At 65.2% G+C, this 18,635-nt stretch carries 12 protein-coding genes and 1 pseudogene; 5 read left to right on the top strand and 8 right to left on the bottom strand.

All coding sequences use genetic code 11. The features are described 5' to 3' along the window. Nucleotides 1–18: 18 nt before the first annotated feature. The 3 genes and pseudogenes from A3AS_RS0100475 (at nt 19) to A3AS_RS0100465 (ending at nt 2,856) form a co-directional block, all read left to right on the top strand. Nucleotides 19–797, top strand: a pseudogene (locus tag A3AS_RS0100475) (SDR family NAD(P)-dependent oxidoreductase). A gap of 107 nt (nt 798–904) precedes the next feature. Continuing rightward, nucleotides 905–1,285 carry a VOC family protein gene (locus A3AS_RS0100470; RefSeq protein ID WP_018315635.1) on the top strand — a complete coding sequence of 127 codons (381 nt, stop codon included), beginning with the start codon at nt 905–907 and terminating at the stop codon, nt 1,283–1,285. A gap of 293 nt (nt 1,286–1,578) precedes the next feature. Then, nucleotides 1,579–2,856, top strand: a complete 1,278-nt coding sequence (locus tag A3AS_RS0100465; protein WP_018315634.1) for an acyl-CoA dehydrogenase family protein — start codon at nt 1,579–1,581, stop codon at nt 2,854–2,856. Between the two features lie 215 nt (nt 2,857–3,071). Here the strand turns inward: A3AS_RS0100465 and yghU are convergent, their stop codons facing one another. Next, nucleotides 3,072–3,947, bottom strand: a complete 876-nt coding sequence (gene yghU, locus A3AS_RS0100460; protein ID WP_018315633.1) for a glutathione-dependent disulfide-bond oxidoreductase — start codon at nt 3,945–3,947, stop codon at nt 3,072–3,074. A gap of 311 nt (nt 3,948–4,258) precedes the next feature. Here yghU and A3AS_RS0100455 point away from each other — a divergent pair, with 311 nt between their 5' ends. Beyond that, nucleotides 4,259–5,392, top strand: coding sequence for a nitronate monooxygenase (locus A3AS_RS0100455; RefSeq protein ID WP_018315632.1), 1,134 nt, complete (start codon nt 4,259–4,261; stop codon nt 5,390–5,392). Nucleotides 5,393–5,620: 228 nt separating this feature from the next. Further along, a complete protein-coding gene (locus A3AS_RS0100450; protein ID WP_018315631.1) occupies nt 5,621–7,135 on the top strand; it encodes an acetyl-CoA acetyltransferase in 1,515 nt (504 codons plus the stop codon). 116 nt (nt 7,136–7,251) lie between these two features. Here A3AS_RS0100450 and A3AS_RS0100445 read toward each other — a convergent pair whose 3' ends face one another. From A3AS_RS0100445 to ltnD, 7 genes are all read right to left on the bottom strand, one after another. After that, on the bottom strand, nt 7,252–8,454 hold the full coding sequence (locus A3AS_RS0100445) for an efflux RND transporter periplasmic adaptor subunit (RefSeq protein ID WP_018315630.1): 1,203 nt from the start codon (nt 8,452–8,454) through the stop codon (nt 7,252–7,254). Then, nucleotides 8,441–11,620, bottom strand: coding sequence for an efflux RND transporter permease subunit (locus tag A3AS_RS0100440; RefSeq protein WP_018315629.1), 3,180 nt, complete (start codon nt 11,618–11,620; stop codon nt 8,441–8,443). Before A3AS_RS0100440 ends, A3AS_RS0100445 begins: the two co-directional genes overlap by 14 nt. Before the next feature lie 168 nt (nt 11,621–11,788). Next, nucleotides 11,789–13,483: a methyl-accepting chemotaxis protein gene (locus A3AS_RS0100435; RefSeq protein WP_018315628.1), complete on the bottom strand. Its 1,695-nt coding sequence runs from the start codon at nt 13,481–13,483 to the stop codon at nt 11,789–11,791. A 237-nt stretch (nt 13,484–13,720) separates the two neighbouring features. Next, complete coding sequence (locus A3AS_RS0100430; protein WP_018315627.1) at nt 13,721–15,412, bottom strand: methyl-accepting chemotaxis protein; 1,692 nt, start codon at nt 15,410–15,412, stop codon at nt 13,721–13,723. A gap of 168 nt (nt 15,413–15,580) precedes the next feature. Then, nucleotides 15,581–16,855 (bottom strand): 3-oxo-tetronate kinase, encoded by a 1,275-nt coding sequence (gene otnK, locus A3AS_RS0100425; protein ID WP_018315626.1) that lies wholly within the window; start codon nt 16,853–16,855, stop codon nt 15,581–15,583. Continuing rightward, the gene (otnI, locus tag A3AS_RS0100420) at nt 16,852–17,634 is read right to left on the bottom strand and encodes a 2-oxo-tetronate isomerase (RefSeq protein WP_018315625.1); all 783 of its coding nucleotides are present in this window, start codon (nt 17,632–17,634) and stop codon (nt 16,852–16,854) included. The genes otnK and otnI overlap by 4 nt, the downstream gene beginning before the upstream one ends. Before the next feature lie 14 nt (nt 17,635–17,648). Continuing rightward, a complete protein-coding gene (gene ltnD / locus A3AS_RS0100415) occupies nt 17,649–18,566 on the bottom strand; it encodes an L-threonate dehydrogenase (protein WP_018315624.1) in 918 nt (305 codons plus the stop codon). Nucleotides 18,567–18,635 lie beyond the last annotated feature (69 nt).

The following is an 18,635-nucleotide window of genomic DNA, read 5'->3' as shown; positions in this document are numbered from 1 at the left end:
AAAAACAGGAAACGCGCCATGAACCTTTTCGACCTCTCCGGCCGCGTCGCCGTGATCACCGGCGGCAATGGCGGCATCGGCCTCGGCATCGCGCAGGCGCTCGCCAGCCAGGGCTGCAACGTCTCGATCTGGGGCCGCAATGCCGACAAGAACAAGGCTGCTGCCGCGAGCATGGCGGGGCTATCAGGCAAGGTCGATGCCCGCGTCTGCGACGTCACCGATCCGGATTCGGTCAATGCGGCGATGAAGGCGACGCTCGAGATTTTCGGCCGGGTCGACGGCTGCTTCGCCAATGCCGGCATCGGCGGCGGTGGCCGGCGTTCCTTCATCGAGCGCACCGAGGAAGAATGGCGCACGAGTTTGCGACCAATCTCGACGGCGTGTTCCACGCGTTCCAGGCCGCGGCGAGACACATGACCGACCGCGCCAATGCCGGCGATCCCTTCGGCCGGCTGGTCGCGACCTCGAGCCTCGCCTCGATCTTCGGCACCGCGCGCAACGAGCATTATGCCGCAACCAAGGCCGCGATCAACGCACTGGTGCGCGCGCTCGGCGTCGAGCTCGCCCGCCACGGCGTCACCGCCAACGCGATCCTGCCGGGCTGGATCAAGAGCGACATGACGTCCGGTCTCATGGCCAACGAAAAATTCGTCGCCAACGTCATGCCCCGCATTCCGGTGCGCCGCTTCGGCGAGGCATCCGATTTCGGCGGCATCGCGGTGTATCTGATGAGCAAGGCGTCGTCGTATCATACGGCCGATACGTTCGTGATCGACGGCGGCTATACCGCGTTTTGATTTTCGTAGCCCGGATGGAGCGCAGCGCAATCCGGGACAGCCAAAAGCAAGCAAGACCCGGATTTCGCTGCGCTCCATCCGGGCTACAACATTGAGGGAATGGGCAAATGTTCTCACACATCATGATCGGCACCAACGACCTCGACAAGGCCAAGTCGTTCTACGACGACCTGCTGAGCACGCTCGAAGTGCGGCCGGCCAGGGTCGACGGCCACCGCATCTTCTACATCACCAAGACCGGCGTGTTCTCGGTGTCGAAGCCGATCAACGGCGAGCCGGCGACTTGCGCGAATGGCGGCACGATCGGCTTTGCCTGCAATTCGCCTGAGCAGGTCGATGCGTGGCACGCGGCTGGCGTCGCAGCCGGCGCAAAATCGATTGAGGATCCGCCGGGCATCCGCCAGGGCCCGGGCGGCAAACTGTATCTCGCCTATTTGCGCGACCTCGACGGCAACAAGATCTGCGCGATGCATCGGATGCCGAGCTGACGTAACCGGCGCTGTCATTCCCCGCGAAAGCGGGGAATCCAGTACGCCGCGGCTTCTCGATTCAATCACTGCCGCCTCTGGGATACTGGATCGCCCGATCAAGTCGGGCGATGACGGCGGAGAGTGAGGCTCGCGCCTGCCGCCTCACTCCACCCCATTCAAACAACATTTTAAACGCCCTCGCGATATTCCATCGCGTGGCATGGCTGCGCGTGAAAAATGCGCGCTCGCACTTTGGCCGCGCTGCGACTATTCTTGCGCCCAGAACGATCTCAGCGTCCCCGGGAGGAACAATGACAAAACACACCTACATTCCCCGCACCACCAACTACACCCTCAATCCCGGCGACGAGCTCAACGACCTCCGGATGTCGGACCAGGTCCGGCCGCTCTACGATCACGTCAAGAAGTTCATCCGCGACACCGTCGAGCCGATGTCGATCGAGTTCGCCAAGGCCGGCGAAGGCAAGGCGGACCGCTGGAGCTTCACGCCGAAGCAGCTCGAGGTGCTGGAGAAGGCCAAGAACAAGGCCAAACAGGAGGGCCTCTGGAACTTCTTCCTGCCCGACGACGAGACCGGCCAGGGCCTGAAGAATCTCGACTACGCCTATATCGCCTCCGAGCTCGGCAAGAGCCCGCTGGCGTCCGAGAGCATGAACTGCTCGGCGCCGGACACCGGCAACATGGAGGTGCTGGAGCGCGTCGGCACCAAGGAGCAGAAGGAGAAGTGGCTGAAGCCGCTGCTCAACGGCGAGATCCGCTCGGCCTATGTCATGACCGAGCCGAACGTCGCCTCCTCCGATGCCAAGAACATCTCGACGACGGCAAAGCTCGTCGGCGACGAATGGGTGATCAACGGCGAGAAGTACTACATCTCCGGCGTCGGCGATCCCCGCTGCAAGATCCTGATCGTGATGGTGAAGACCAATCCGGACGCGGCGCCGAGCAAGCAGCAGTCGCAGATCCTGGTGCCGCGCGACACGCCCGGCGTCGAGGTGCTCGGGCCCATGTATGTGTTCGGCCAGGACCACGCCCCGCGCGGCCACATGCACATGCGCTTCAACAATGTGCGGGTGCCGAAGGAGAACATGCTGCTCGGCGAAGGCCGCGGCTTCGAGATCTCGCAGCTCCGCCTCGGACCGGGCCGCATCCATCACTGCATGCGCACCATCGGCAAGGCCGAGAAGGCGCTCGATCTCATGGTGCAGCGTGGCCTCACCCGCGAAGCCTTCGGCAAGAAGATCGCCCATCTCGGCGGCAACATGCAGATCATCGCCCAGGCGCGCTGCGGGATCGAGGCGATGCGGCTGATGGTGCTGAAGGCTGCCAAGGCGATGGACGTGCTCGGCAACAAGGAGGCCCGCGTCTGGGTCTCCATGGTCAAGGCCATGGTGCCCGAGCGCGCCTGCAAGATCATCGACCAGGCGATCCAGATGCACGGCGCTACCGGCATCTCGCACTGGACCCCGCTCGCCGAGATGTATCAGGACGTGCGCCATCTGCGCTTTGCGGATGGCCCGGACGAGGTGCACTGGATGGTGGTCGGTCGGCATGAGCTGAGCATGGCTTAAAGGTCTCTCCTCTTCCCGCTCGGGAAGAGCCGTAGGGTGGGCAAAGGCGCGCACTTCGCGCGCCGTGCCCACCATTGTGGCCTACGCGTGAGGTGGTGGGCACGCTTTCGCTTTGCCCACCCTACGAAGATCGTAGGGCGGATTAGCGAAGCGTAATCCGCCGTCTTTCTTGCGAGATGGCGGATTACGCCTTCGGCTAATCCGCCCTACGAGACCTACGTCGCCGCTTCGACCTTGTCCTGCGTCTTCGTCTCGAAATCGCTCGCATCGTGCCGCTCGTGCAGCTGGCTGGCGGGATCGCCGGAGACGCGGTTGACCATGCGGCCGCGTTTCACGGCGGGGCGCTGCGCGATCTGGTCGGTCCAGCGCTGCACGTTCTTGTAGTCCTGCACCGAGAGGAATTCGCCGGCGCCATAGACCAGCCCCTTGGCGAGCGCGCCGTACCAGGGCCACACTGCCATGTCGGCGATGGTATACTCCTTGCCCGCAAGATATTCGTTGTCGGCAAGACGCCGGTCGAGCACGTCGAGCTGGCGCTTGGTCTCCATCGCGAAACGGTCGATGGCGTATTCGATCTTGAACGGCGCATAGGCGTAGAAATGGCCAAAGCCGCCGCCGAGATAGGGCGCGCTGCCCATCTGCCAGAACAGCCAGGACATCGCCTCGGTGCGGCTCTTGATGTCCTTCGGCAGGAAGGCGCCGAACTTCTCGGCGAGATAAAGCAGGATCGAGCCGGACTCGAACACCCGGATCGGCTCCGGACCGGAGCGGTCCATCAGCGCGGGGATCTTGGAGTTCGGGTTGATGTCGACGAAGCCGCTGCCGAACTGGTCGCCGTTGCCAATTCTGATCAGCCAGGCGTCGTATTCGGCCCCCTTGTGGCCGAGCGCCAGAAGCTCCTCCAGCATCACCGTGACCTTCACCCCGTTCGGCGTCGCCAGCGAATAGAGCTGGAAGGGATGCTTGCCTACCGGCAGCTCCTTGTCGTGGGTCGGACCGGCGATCGGGCGGTTGATGCTGGCGAACTGGCCGCCATTTTCCTTGTTCCAGGTCCAGACTTTGGGCGGCACGTAGGCGGGGGTATCGGTCATGCGAGGAGCTCCGGCGGAAAGATGCGCCTGCATTAATTAGCCCGCGAATGGCCGATGACAAGCCCTCCGAGTTGCATTGCCGGGCGGGGCATCTCACCGTTTCGTCATGGCAGGCTCCTCCGGCCGCCCGCAGGGCGAGCTCGGAATGACGGGCGTCAACTGGGACGCAGCGGCCTTCGGGTAGAGCGCGACGCCTACACACAAGATGCCTCGCCGAATCCGGCCTGTCATCGCCAGTGACGATCGGCTAGCGTCACCTTGCTTCGCGCGCGAAAGCAACGAGAACGCGAAGACCGCCGGGAGAGAGAGCCATGAAATCGCCGATCTGCGACATGCTGGGCATCGAGTTCCCGCTGCTGGCCTTCAGCCATTGCCGCGACGTCGTCGCCGCCGTCAGCCGCGCCGGCGGCTTCGGCGTGCTTGGTGCCACCGTGCACACGCCCGATACGCTCGAACGCGAGCTGAAATGGATCGACGATCACGTCGACGGCAAGCCCTACGGCATCGACGTGCTGATCCCCGAAAACATCTCGACCTCGGGCGAGAAGGACGTCACCTGGAAGAGCCTGGAAGCGCGGGTGCCGCAGGAGCACCGCGCCTACACGCGCGAGCTCCTGAAGAAATACGACATCGAGCTGACGACCACCGAGGTCGCAGCCGATCAGCCGCAGCCGTTCGACGGAAAGACGGCGCTGCAATTGCTCGAGGTGTCCTTCAATCATCCGATCCGCCTGATTGCCAATGCGCTGGGCGTGCCGCCGAAGGCGATGATCGAGATGGGCAAGAAACACGGCGTGCCGGTCGCAGCGCTGGTCGGCGCCAAGGAGCACGCGCTGCGCCAGGTCGCGGCCGGCGTCGACATCCTCGTCGTGCAGGGCACCGAGGCTGGCGGGCATTGCGGCGAGGTCTCGACCATGGTGCTGGTGCCCGAGGTGATCAAGGCGATCAAGCCCATCCGCGACGTGCCGGTGCTGGCGGCCGGCGGCATCATGACGGGACGGCAGATGGCGGCGTGCATGGCGATGGGCGCGGCCGGCGCCTGGACCGGCTCGGTGTGGCTCGCGACGGTGGAAGCCGAGACCACGGAGATCTTTCGCGAGAAGATGATCGCGGCCTCTTCCCGTGATGCAGTCCGCTCGAAAGGCCGCACCGGCAAGCCGGCGCGGCAGCTCCGCTCGGTCTGGACCGATGCCTGGGACCGCGCGCCGGACAGCCCCGGCGCACTGCCGATGCCGCTGCAGAGCATCGTCAGCCGCGATGCCTTCAATTCGATCGACCGCGCGGCGGCGAGCGGCAACGCCAAGGCGCGCGATCTCGTCAGCTATTTCGTCGGCCAGGGTGTCGGGCTCATCGACAGCGTGAAGTCGGCGGGCGCGGTGGTGCAGGAGTTCAAGGAAGATTTCGCCGAAGCCGTCGAGCACATGAATGCGCTGGTGGCGGAGTGATTGCCGGTGGCCGGCATCGCGCCCGTGGCCCATCCTTCGAGGCTCCACTGACGGCGCGTTGCGCCGCCGGCCTCGCACCTCCAGCGACAATGGCTTCGCCATTGCGCGGGGATGACGCTTCCTCCGTAGCCGTCACCCTGAGGTGCGAGCCGCGTGGTGCGAAGCGCCGCGCAGCGAGCCTCGAAGGGCGACGGCGTGCCAAGAATCTGAAACGTGAAGCAAGAAGAAATGACCAATTCCCCTACCTCCGAAGACCGCATCCCCGTCATCGTCGGCATCGGCGAGATTGTCGATCGCCCGAAAGACATCACTGACGGCCTTGAGCCGCTCGACCTGCTGGAGCAGGCACTGCGGCGCGCGGAAACAGATGCCGGCGCAAAGTTGCTCGGCGAGGTGCAGTCGCTCGACGTCGTCAACTTCCTGAGCTGGCGCTACCGCGATCCGGAGCAGCTGTTGGCGCAGCGCCTCGGCATCACGCCCGCGCATTGCTATTACGGCCCGGTCGGCGGCGAAAGCCCGATCCGCTACATCCACGAAGCCGCCAAGCGCATCGCACGCGGCGAATGCAGCGTGGCGGCGGTGTGCGGCGCGGAAGCGCAATCGACCGCGACCAAGGCGGAACGCACTGGGGCAAAGCTGCCGTGGACACCGTTTGCCCATGATGTCGAGGAGCCCAAGCGCGGCGCGGCATTCCAGAAGCCGTTGGCGGTGAAGCTCGGCGTGTTTCGTCCCGTCACCGTCTATCCGTTCTACGAGGCCGCCTCAGCCGCGCATTGGGACCAGACGCCGCGCGAGGCGATGGCGGAATCCGGCACGCTGTGGTCGCGCTATTCGGAAGCCGCCGCGCAAAATCCCAATGCCTGGCTGAAGCGGCGTTATGCGCCCGAGGAGATCACGACGCCGACCGCGGACAACCGGCTGATCGCCTGGCCCTACAACAAGCTGATGGTCGCCAACCCCAGCGTCAACATGGGCGGTGCGCTGCTGCTCACCAGCCTCGCCAAGGCGCGTGCGCTCGGCATCGCGGAAGACAGACTGGTCTATCCGCTCGGCGGCGCCTCGGCGGAGGAGCCACGCGACTATCTGTTGCGCGACCAGTTCTACGAGAGCCATCCGCAGAACGCGGTGCTGAAAGCGGTGATGGACCTTGCCGGCGGCAACGGCAAAAACTTCGACGCCATCGAGCTCTATAGCTGCTTCCCCTGCGTGCCCAAGATGGCGCGGCGAACGCTCGGCCTTGGCGCCGACGTGCAACCGACCGTGACCGGCGGCCTCACCTTCTTCGGCGCCCCGCTCAACACCTACATGACGCATGCGGCCTGCGCGATGGTGCGGCGTGTGCGCGAGGGCGCAAAACTTGGCCTGCTCTACGGCCAGGGCGGCTTCGTTACCAAGCATCACGCGCTGGTGGTGGCGAAGGCGGGGCCGCGCGAGGCGTTGGCGCAGGAGACGAGTGTGCAGGGCGAGGCCGACCGCAACAAGCGCGCGGTGCCGGGGTTCGTGACTGAGGCAAGCGGCAAGGGCAAGGTCGAGAGCTTTACGGTGCTCTACGGCCGCGGCGGCGAAGTCGAGCATGGCGTGGTGATGCTGCGGACGGAAGATGACAGGCGCACGCTGGCGCGGATTCCGGCGGGCGATAGCGCCACGCTGGCGCATCTACTCAACATGGACCGCACGCCGGTTGGCTCGCTCGGCGAGATCGCAATGGCGGCGGATGGCGTGCCGGAGTGGAAGGTTTCGTAGGGTGGGCAAAGCGGAGCGTGCCCACCGTCTTCATGTGATCAGGAAAGATTGGTGGGCACGGCGTAAGAGCGCCTTTGCCCACCCTACGAGAGCTGCGTCCGGGGCACGAGACCGCCCTACCCCTTCGGCGCCTGCTTCTCCGACGCGGTCGTCGGCTTGCCCTTCGCACCCGCACCGACGACACGCACTGCATCGCCGTCCGACAACCCGTCCGGCGGTGCCGTGATGACGCGGTCGTCCGCGGTGATCCCCGAGGCCAGCTCGATCTCGCGGCCGAGATCGCGGGCGATGGTCACGGGCTTGAACAGCACCTTGTCGTCCGCACCGACGGTGGCAACGCGCAGGCCACTGCTGTTGAAGATCAGCGCGCTGGCGGGGATGCTGAGCGGCGCGGAATCGCGCTGGAGGTTGAGCTTGACGCTGGCATAGCCGCCGGGCATCAGCTCGCCTGAGGAATTGTCGAGCCCGAGCTGCATGCGCGTGGTGCCGGAGGCGACGTCGACGGCCTGCGAGGACGCCTCCACCGTCGCCTGGAAAGTCCGGTTCGGATACTCAGGCAGCGTGATCGTCGCCTTGGCGCCGATCTTGATCGCCGGCACGTAATTCTGGGGCACGTTGACATAGACGCGCAGCTTGGTGATGTCGGAGATCACGAACATCGCCGGGCCCGAGCCGCCGCCGGCATTGATCAACGCGCCGACATCGGTGTCGCGCGCGGTGACGACGCCGTCGAACGGCGCGGTGATCTTCTTGTAGCCGGCCAACGCTTCCAGCCGCTCGACATTGGCCTTGCCCGAATTGACCGCGGCATTCTTGTTGGAGAGATCGGCGGTGCGCTCGTCGATCTCCTGCGCCGAGACGAAGTTGGAGGCGACCAGCGTCTTGCGCCGATTCAGCGTGGCTTCCGACAGCCTGGCGCTGGCCTGCTGGCTGGCGAGGTCGGCTCTAGCCTGAAGCAGTTGCTGATCGAGGTCCGGCGCCTCGATCTCGGCGATCACCTGCCCGGCCTTGACGCGGGCGCCGATATCGGCGCTCCAGCTCTTCAGATAGCCCGACACGCGCGCGAAGATCGGCGCGCGATAATAGGCTTCCAGCCGGCCCGGCAGATCGATGGTGGCGTTGAGCGCCTTGGCGCTGGGCTGCGCCACCGCGACGCTGGGAACGGCCTGATCGTCGGTCCATTCCTTTAGCCTGGAGCCCTGCTCCTCGCGCGCGCGGATGCCGGTGCCGACGACGAGGCCGGCCGCGATCAGCGCCACCACGCCGAAGATGCCCAGTTTCCGGTGCGAGACCGGGGAGCGGGGGTCAGTGGGCGACATGCGGGGTCTCCAATGGGGCGGCGGCTTTGGCGCCTTGCTTTTTGTGGACCATACTGAACACCACGGGAACGAACATCAGCGTGGCGAAGGTTGCAAAGATCAGGCCGCCGATCACGGCGCGGCCGAGCGGCGCATTCTGCTCGCCGCCCTCGCCCAGACCCAGCGCCATCGGCGCCATGCCGATGATCATGGCAAGCGCGGTCATCAGCACCGGGCGGAACCGGACGAAGCCGGCTTCGAGCGCCGCGGCGACGGGATCGCCAAGCTCCTCGTAGCGCTCGCGTGCGAAGGAGATCACCAGCACGCTGTTGGCGGTCGCAACGCCCATGCACATGATGGCGCCGGTGAGCGCGGGGACCGACAGCGTGGTCCCCGTCGCGAACAGCATCCAGACGATGCCGGCGAGCGCGGCCGGCAGCGCCGTGATGATCACGAACGGATCGGACCAGGACTGGAAGTTCACCACGATCAGGAAATAGATCAGCACGACGGCGCTGAGCAGGCCGAACAACAGGCCGGTGAAGGCGCTGTTCATGGTCTGCACCTGTCCGAGCAGCACCACGGAGGAACCCTTCGGCACCTCCTTGGCGGTCTCGGCAATCACCTTGCGGATATCGGCGGAGACCGCGCCGAGATCGCGGCCCGAGGTCGTCGCAAAGATCTGCACCATCGACTGGATGTCGTATTGCGAGACAACCGCGCTCGAGCTCGAACGCTTGATGTCGGCGATGCCGCCGAGGATTGGCGACTGCGCGTTGCCGGCCGCGGTGATCGGCAGCGTCTGCAGCGCGCTCAGCGAATCGATCTGGTACTGCGGCGTCTGCATCACGATCGAGTAGGACACGCCGTTCTCGGGGTTGAGATAGTAGGTCGGGGCCACCTGCGAGGAGCCGGCGAGATTGACCACGAGGCTGTTGGTGACGTCGCGCTCGGTCAGGCCGACATATTGCGCGCGGGTGCGGTCGACATCGATGTTGAAGGTCGGAGCGTTCGGCGATTGCTGGATCCGCGCATCTGCAACGCCGGGGATCCTGCGGACCCTGGCCAGCAGATTGTTGGCGTAAGCGAAATTGGCACTGAGATTGGCGCCGCGGATCTGCAGGTCGATCGGCGCCGGCGCGCCGAAGTTCAGGATCTGGCTGACGATGTCTGCGGGGAGGAACGCGAAGCTGACTCCGGGGAACAGCCGCGGCAATTGCTCGCGCAGCATGCGTACGTGTTCTTCGGTCGGCTTGTGGCCCTCCTTTAGCTTGATCTGGATGTCGCCGTCCTGCGGGCCGATCACGCCGGTGTTGTTGTAGGTCATGTTGATGCCGGAGATCGGCATGCCGATGTTGTCGGTCATGGTCTCGATCTCGCCGGGGATCAGCTTGCGGACCGCCTTCTGCACGTCGGCGAGCTGGTTGGCGGTCTCCTCGACACGAGTGCCGACCTGGGTGCGGACATGCATCAGGATGTTGCCGGCGTCGACCGCGGGAAAGAAATTGCGGCCGAGGAACGGCACCAGCGCGAAGGAGGCGCCGACGACACAGAGGAAGCCGATCACGAACACCGCGCGGTGCGCCAACGCCAGCCCGAGGAAGCCATGGTAACCGCCGCGGATGCGCTCGAACCGTGCCTCGAAGCCACGCTGGAACCAGACGAGCGGATTGCGCGATTTCGGCGGCCCGCCTTCATGATGGACATGCGCCTGCAACAAATAGTTCGCCATGGTCGGCACCAGCGTGCGCGACAGGATGAACGACCAGATCATCGCGAACATCACGGCTTCCGCCATCGGCACGAACAGGAAGCGCGCGACGCCCGAGAGGAAGAACATCGGCACGAACACGATGCAGATGCAGAGCAGCGACACGAAGGCCGGCGTCACGATCTGGTTGGCGCCGTCGAGGATCGACTGCTCGACCGGCTTGCCCTGCTCCAGATGGTAATTGATGTTCTCGATCGTGACGGTGGCGTCGTCGACGAGGATGCCGACTGCGAGCGCAAGGCCGCCGAGTGTCATGATGTTGAGCGTCTCGCCGATCGCCGACAGCATGATGATGGCGCCCAGCACCGACAGCGGAATCGACACCGCGATGATGATGGTCGAGCGCCAGCTGCCGAGGAACAACAGGATCATGACGCTGGTGAGCAGCGCCGCGATCACGCCCTCGACCGCGACGCCTTGAATCGCGCCGCGCACGAACACCGACTGGTCGCCGATGAAGCCGATCTTGAGCGCGTCCGGGAGCTGGTCCTTGACCTCGATCACCTTCTGCTTGATGCCGGCGATGATATCGAGCGTCGAGGTCGCGCCCGCCTTCAGCACCATCATCAGCACCGAGCGGTTGCCGTCGACATGGACGATGTTGGTCTGGGGCGGGTTGCCGTCGCGCACGGTGGCGACGTCGCGCACATAGACCATCGCGCCGTTCACCGTCTTGATCGGAAGGTTACCGAGCTCGTCGATCCTGAGCGGCGAGTTGTTGAGCTGGATGTTGTACTCGAACTGGCCGATCTTCTGGGTGCCGACCGGCGTGATCAGGTTCTGCGCGGCGAGCGCATTGGCGACGTCCTGGCCGGACAGGCCGCGGGCCTGCAGCGCGGTGGGATCGAGGTCGATCTGGATCTGGCGCTGCTTGCCGCCGAACGGGTACGGGATCGCCGCGCCGGGCACGGTGACCAGCGGCGTGCGGAGCTGATTGATGCCGATGTCGGCGAGGTTCTGCTCGGTCAGGCCATCGCCCGACAGCGCCACCTGGATGATCGGGACGGTGGAGGCCGAGTAGTTCAGGATCAAGGGCGGCGTCGCGCCTGGTGGCATCTGCTTGATCAGCGTCTGCGAGATCGCGGTGACCTGCGCGTTGGCGGTACGGATGTCGACGTTCGGCTGGAAGAAGATCTTGATGATACCAAAGCCGTTATAGGAATTGGCGGTGATGTGCTCGATGTCGTTGACCGTGGTCGTCAGCGCACGCTGGAACGGCGTCGTGATGCGGCCGGACATCCGGTCGGGCGGCAGGCCGGTGTACTGCCAGACCACGCCGATCACGGGAATGCGGATGTCCGGAAAGATGTCGGTCGGGGTCCGCAGCGCCGCGAGCGGTCCGATGATCAGCAGCAGGAGTGCCAGCACGACGAACGTATAGGGCCGGCTCAGGGCAATACGGACCAGAGCAATCATGCGCCAGGCAAATCCGGGTCAAGCGAGGATACGGAATCTGCCCCCACGGCGATCCCTATTCCCCTTTACCCGAGCACCGCCGGAAACGCTAATAACCAGAACTATCCTGCATTCACTTCCCTGCTACCGCACTGCGAAATCGACATCGCAGCTATGCGGCGGCCTGTCTCAGGCGGCGCGGACGGAGTTCAGGAACTTGCCGACCTCAAGCTTGAGACGGTTGGAATCGCGGGACAGCATCTGCGCCGCCGACAGCACTTGCGAGGATGCCGAGCCGGTTTCGGAGGCGCCGCGCTGGACGTCGCCGACATTGGACGAGACCTGCTGGGTGCGCTGGGCGGCCTGCTGAACGTTGCGGGCAATCTCCTGTGTGGCCGCGCCCTGTTGCTCCACGGCCGCGGCGATCGCTGCAGCAATCTCCGACAGGCGCGCGATGGTGCCGCTGATCTCGCCGATGGCACTAACCGAATCCTGCGTCGCCGCCTGAATGCCGCCGACCTGCTGGCCGATCTCGCCGGTGGCCTTGGCCGTCTGCTCGGCGAGCGCCTTGACCTCGGAGGCCACAACGGCGAAGCCGCGACCCGCCTCGCCGGCCCGCGCCGCCTCGATCGTGGCATTGAGCGCCAGCAGATTGGTCTGGCCGGCGATCGCATTGATGAGCTCGACGACGTCCCCGATCCGCGATGCGGCCCGCGACAATTCGCTGACACGTTCGGTGGTGGCATGCGCCTGACTGACCGCCTCGCTCGCGATCCGGGAGGAGTCCTGCACCTGGCGGCCGATCTCGCGCACCGAGGACGACATCTCCTCGGCGGCCGAGGCGACCGAATGAACGTTGCTGGAGGCGGCTTCCGAGCCGGATGCGACCACTGTCGCCAACTCCTGCGCGCGGCCCGCGGTCGAGGACAGCGTCGAGGCGGACGCCTCGAGCTCGGTTGCGGCCGACGACACGGTCTCGACGATCTCGCCGATCGCGGCCTCGAAGCCGTCGGCGAGCTTGGTCATGTCGGCCTTGCGCTGGGTCTCGGCACGGCGCTGCACCGCCTGCACCTCGTCGCGGCTGAAGCGGATGATGGTCTGCACGGTCTGAAGATTGCGCAGCGCCTCGCCGATCTCGTCGTCGCGCTCGATCACGATGCGGTTGTCGAGCTTGTCCTGCACGAGGTTGACCAGAGTGCCGTTGAGCTGCTGCATCGGCCCCTGGATCGCGCGCATGGTTGCAAGTCCCGCGAAACCGACGACGAGGGCGCCAACGACGGCCAGCGCGGACAGCATCAGGCTGGCCGAACCGCCGGAGGCGAGCGCGCCGCCGATGCCGAGCGCGAGCATGAACAACGTCTGGAGCGCCATCGTCGTGACGAGGCGCGCCCTCAGCGTGCCGGTGAAGACGCTGAAGCGGTCGAGCCACGAGCGGCGGCGGATGATGCCGGCGTCGACGCGATAACCATGCGCCTTCTTCTCGCGGATCGCGGCATAGACCTCCTCGGCGAGCTTGCGCTGATCGGCCGGCAGTTTTGTGCGGATCGAGGTGTAACCCTTGACCTGGCCGTTCTCCCGGATCGGCGAGGCAGTGGCCAGCACCCAGTAGAAGTCGCCGTTCTTGCGGCGGTTCTTCACCGCGCCAAGCCACGGCTTGCCGGCCTTCAGCGTGTCCCAGAGATTGTCGAACGCCTCCGGCGGCATGTCGGGGTGGCGTACGATATTGTGCGGCTGGCCCATTAGCTCGGCCGATGTGAAGCCGGCGGCCGCGATGAAGTCCTCGTTGAAGTAGCTGAGCTTGCCCTTGAGATCGGTGCGCGAAACGATCAGCGTCTCGTCGCTGACCGGATATTCGACATCGGTGACGGGAAAATTCTTGCGCATCGGAGCCCCAAATGAATTGATTATTTGTTCATTCCAATTCGGACGGCCGCTGTTCGAGTCGTCTTTGCGTTATTCTCATAAAGCGAATTTAACCAACCATGAAAGGGGAACCCCGTGCGCCTACGGGTGCTTCCCCATGATGCTACCTTTAGGCGAGATCATGCTACCGGCAGAAAAAGAAAACGAGCGGCGCTTTTGGCGCCGCTCGTTCCTGGAGGGATAGCTGTGTGCGAGAACTTACGCCGCGCGGACGTTGGTCAGGAACTTGCTGACCTCATTCTTCAGCCGCCCCGAATCGTTCGACAGCATTTGCGCCGCCGACAGCACCTGCGAGGAGGCCGTGCCGGTCTCGGTCGCGCCGCGCTGCACGTCGGTGATGTTGGAGGAGACCTGCTGGGTGCCCTGCGCGGCCTGCTGCACATTGCGGGCGATCTCCTGCGTCGCTGCGCCCTGCTCTTCCACCGCCGCTGCAATCGCCGACGAGATCTCCGAGAGGCGCTCGATGGTCGAGGAGATTTCCTTGATGGCGCCGACCGAGTCGTTGGTCGCCGCCTGGATGCCGGAGATCTGCTGACCGATCTCGCCGGTCGCCTTGGCGGTCTGCTCGGCGAGCGCCTTCACCTCGGAGGCCACCACGGCGAAACCGCGGCCGGCCTCGCCGGCACGTGCGGCTTCGATGGTGGCGTTCAGCGCCAGCAGGTTGGTCTGGCCGGCGATGGTGTTGATCAGCTCGACCACATCGCCGATGCGGGACGCCGCCTTGGACAACTCGCTGACGCGCTCGGTGGTGGCACGGGCCTGACCGACGGCGTCGCCCGCCATCCGCGCCGATTCCTGCACCTGACGGCTGATCTCGCCGACCGACGAAGCCATCTCCTCGGTCGCCGAGGCCACCGACTGCACGTTGGTCGAGGCTTCCTCCGAAGCGCCGGCGACGGTGGTCGCCAGCCGCTGCGAACGGTCGGCGGTCGAAGTCAGCGTCGAGGCGGAGGCCTCTAACTGGGTCGAGGCCGACGACACGGTCTGGACGATCTCGCCGATCATGGTTTCGAATTCGCGGGTGATGTTGTCGACGCGGCGGCCACGCTCGATCTTGGCTTCGGCATCCGCGGCCGCTGCCTCGTCGGCGGCCTTCTTGGCGATCAGCGCCTCCTTGAAGATCTGGAGCACGTCAGCCATGGCGCCGATCTCGGTCTTATCGCCCCGGTGCGGGACCTCGGCGGACAGGTCGCCCCTGCCCAGCGCCTGCATCGGCTCGATGATCGAGTTGATGCCCTTCGAGACGTCCTGGACGAGATAGAAGCCGACGCCGATGCCGATGATGACGGCGGCGCCGAGAATGATCGAGACCAGCATGAAAGCATAAGAATAACTGTCTGCAGCATCCTGTGCCGCCTGATCGCCGCCCTTGGTGTTGAGCTCGATGTCCTTCATCAGGACCTCATCCGACGCAAGACCGATCTTGTTGACGGTCTTGGTATTCAGCTCCTGCGCTTCGTGCGGGACCTTGCCGGCCTCCTTGCGCGAGAGCGCCATCACCTCCTCGGTGCCGTTCTTGTAGTCGTCCCAGAGTTTTGACCACTGGTTGTAGAGCGCCCGCTCCTCCGGCGAGGTGATCATTGCCTCGTACCGGCTGCGGATCTTGGCGAGCGCCTCGATCACCGTCACACCCGTCTTCTCGTTGGCGAGCTTCTCGTCCAGCGTTTCAGACAGCATGTGCTGGCGGACCACGTTGCGATAGGTAATGACGCTCGCCCGAAGTTCGCCGAGCACCCGCACACTGGGCATCCAGTTCGTGGTGATGTCGGTGGTGTTGGCGTTCATCGACCGCATTTTCATGACGGCCAGGAGACCCATGCCGGCCATTGCGACAAGCAGGAACGCCACGACACTGATGATCTTGGCGCGGATGGAAATGGTGGCAAGCATAATCGGGTCTCTTTGTGCTGGCGCGGTGCGCGTCCGGAAGTTTTACGAATCAACCAAATGGAGCGGCACCAACATCCAACACCAGAGCACCTGCGCAGATGTTAACTACGACTCCGTACGAGTACGGAGCCTCAAAGAGATGAACACGTCGCTAAAAATGCTCTGCGTTCAGCGCATGAGCCTAAGCGCGTCGGAGAAAAATTCAGCGCCGCCGAAGTTTCCGGACTTCAGAGCGAGCAGCATGTCGGCTTGCGCGCCCACCGCATGCAGCACCGGGACACCTGCCGCGATTTCCACTCCGACGAGAAATCCGGGAATCTTCAACCGATCGACCACGGCACCGGAGGTCTCGCCGCCGGCAACGATCAGTCGCCGCACCCCTGATTTTACAAGGCTCTCCGCGATGTCGGCCATGGTCTGCTCGATCGCATGGCCGGCTGCGTCGCGACCGTGACGCGCCTGCAATGCGGCGACCTGATCGGGCGTCGCGCTCGAGGCGATCAGCACCGGGCCCTCCGCCAGCCGCGGCCTCGCCCAGTCCAACGCGCGCTGCGCTTCGCCGGCCCCCGTAATGATACGGTCAGGATCGAGATGAAGCACCGGCATGACGCGCTCGGCGTTGGCGATCTGCTGAAGCGTCGCCTGAGAGCAGCTCCCGGCGAGGCAGGCCGCCGGTCCACCGACGGCAGCGCCGGTCTCGCCGTTCGCCCTGGCCGATTTGACTTTACCCGTCGACACCAGCGCACGCGCGAGCCCGAGGCCGATGCCGGAGGCGCCGACCGACAGCCGATGTTCGGCGGCGACGAGGCCGATGGTCTCGAGGTCGCGATCGAAGACCGCGTCGATGATGGCCGCGCCGATGCCCTTGCCCGCCAGCTCGGCCAGCCGTGCCCGCACGGCATCTGCGCCGCGCGTGACGTTGGCGAGGTCGACGAGACCGATCTGCGTCCTACTCTGGCGCGCCAGCACGCGCACCAGGTTGGAATCGTGCATCGGGTTGAGCGGATGGTCCTTCAGCGGGCTCTCGTTGAGCGGCACGGCGCCGACGAAAAGGTTGCCCTGGTAGACGGTGCGGCCGGTCTCCGGGAAGGCTGGCGTCACCAGCACGGCACCTTCGCCGCTATCGGCACGCAGCGCGTCCATCACCGGACCGATATTGCCGGCGTCGGTGGAATCGAAGGTCGAGCAGATCTTGAACAGCACGTGGCCGGCGCCGCGGCCGCGCAGCCACTGATCCGCCGCACGCGAACGCGACACGGCAAGGCCGGCCTCGATCGAGCGGCTCTTCAGCGACACCACGACGGCATCGACCTCGGGCAGTGCGAGATCGTCCGCGGGCACGCCGATGGTCTGCACGGTGCGCAGGCCCGCGCGTGTCAGCGTGTTGGCGAGATCGGAAGCGCCGGTGTAGTCGTCGGCGATGCAGCCCAACGCAAGTGTCACGGCTTCACTCCTGCATAGGGCTTGAACCAGGCAAGGCCATCGGTGGTCTTGCCGCGCGGATTGTACTCGCAGCCGACGAAGCCGGCATAGCCGAGCCGGTCGAGCTCTTCGAACAGGAACGGATAGTTCAGCTCTTCCCCGTCAGGCTCGTTACGCGAGGGGATGCTGGCGATCTGGATATGGCCGATAATCGGCATCATCTCGCGCAGCCGCATCGTGACGTCGCCATGGATGATCTGGCAGTGATAGATGTCGAACTGGAGCTTGAGGTTCGGAAGCCTCAGCTCCTGGATCAGATCGCGCGCGAAGCCGAAATCGTTGAGAAAGTAGCCGGGCACGTTGCGCGCATTGATCGGCTCGAGCACGATGTCGATGCCGTGCGGGGCGAAGAACTCCGCAGCCCATGCCACCGATTTGTAGAACGCCTCGATCGCGACGCGCTCGCCGCGGTTAGCGATGCCGGCCATCAGGTGCAGGCGCTTGACGCCGGTCGCCTTGGCGTAAGGCAGCGCCGTCTCCAGGCCCGTCTTGAGATCGGAGAAGCGCGAGGGGAGCGCCGCAAAACCCTTTTCGCCGGCGTTCCAGTCGCCCGGCGGTAGATTGAACAGCGCCTGGGTCAGGCCGTTGCGCTTGAGGCGCTCGCCGACCGCCTCGGCGGGATGCTCATAGGGAAAGAGAAACTCGACCGCAGTGAAGCCGGCTGAAGCGGCGGCATCGAAGCGATCGAGGAACGGCACCTCGGTGAACATCATCGAGAGATTGGCGGCGAAACGGGGCATTGGAGTCCTCTTCGTTACTTGTCGCCGGGCAGCTTGACGCCGGTGACCTGCGCATACATCCGCGCCACCGAGGCGTCGTCGTCCCGACCCATGCCGGCGGCTGATGTCATCAGAAACATCTGGAGTGCGGCAGCGGAGACCGGCACCGGGAACCTGGCACTGCGCGCCATGTCCTGGATGATGCCGAGATCCTTGACGAAGATCTCGACCGCGCTGCGCGGTGTGTAGTCGCCGTCCAGCACGTGCGGCATGCGGTTCTCGAACATCCAGGAATTGCCGGCGGAGGCCGTGATCACCTCATAGACCTTGCGGATGTCGAGACCCTGCTTGGCGGCGAATGCCATCGCCTCCGAGGCGGCGGCGATGTGCACGCCGGCGAGCAGCTGGTTAATCATCTTGAAGGCGGCACCCTGGCCTGCGGCATCGCCGAGCTCGTAGAGCTTCGCGGCCATGGCATCGAGCGCGGGCCGTGCCTTCGCGAACGCTGTGGGACTGCCGGAGGCGAGGATCGTCAGCTCGCCTTGCGCGGCGCGCTGCGCTCCGCCGGAAATCGGAGCATCCAGATAATGCCGGCCGGTTGCCTCCAGCTGCTTGGCAAGACGTCGCGCCACGTCCGGGTCCATCGTGGCGGAGGATACGAAGACGCTGCCTTCGGGCATGGTCTCGGCGGCCCCATCCTTGCCGAACAGGACGGCTTCCGTCTGCGCGGCATTGACGACGACGCTGACGACGATGTCCGCGCCCTTGGCCGCCTCGGCCGGCGTTTTGGCACCCGCACCGCCATCCTTCACGAAACGCGCCACCGCCTCGGCCGAAACGTCGCAGCCGGTGACGGCGTGACCGGCGCGCTTCAGCGAGGTCGCCATGCCAAAACCCATCGAGCCGAGCCCGATGACCGCGATGCGCTGATTTTGTGACGTGGAGGCGGACATGCAACTAACCCTTGCGAACGTTTCCCGGACGGCCGGCTTTTGCGGCGGCTCGGCGAACCGATATCACGG

The sequence above is a fragment of the Bradyrhizobium sp. WSM2793 genome, from assembly GCF_000379585.1.
In the GTDB taxonomy this organism is placed as follows: Bacteria; Pseudomonadota; Alphaproteobacteria; order Rhizobiales; family Xanthobacteraceae; genus Bradyrhizobium.
Note: the sequence above shows the minus strand (reverse complement) of the source record. Positions and strands in the feature narration are given on the sequence as shown.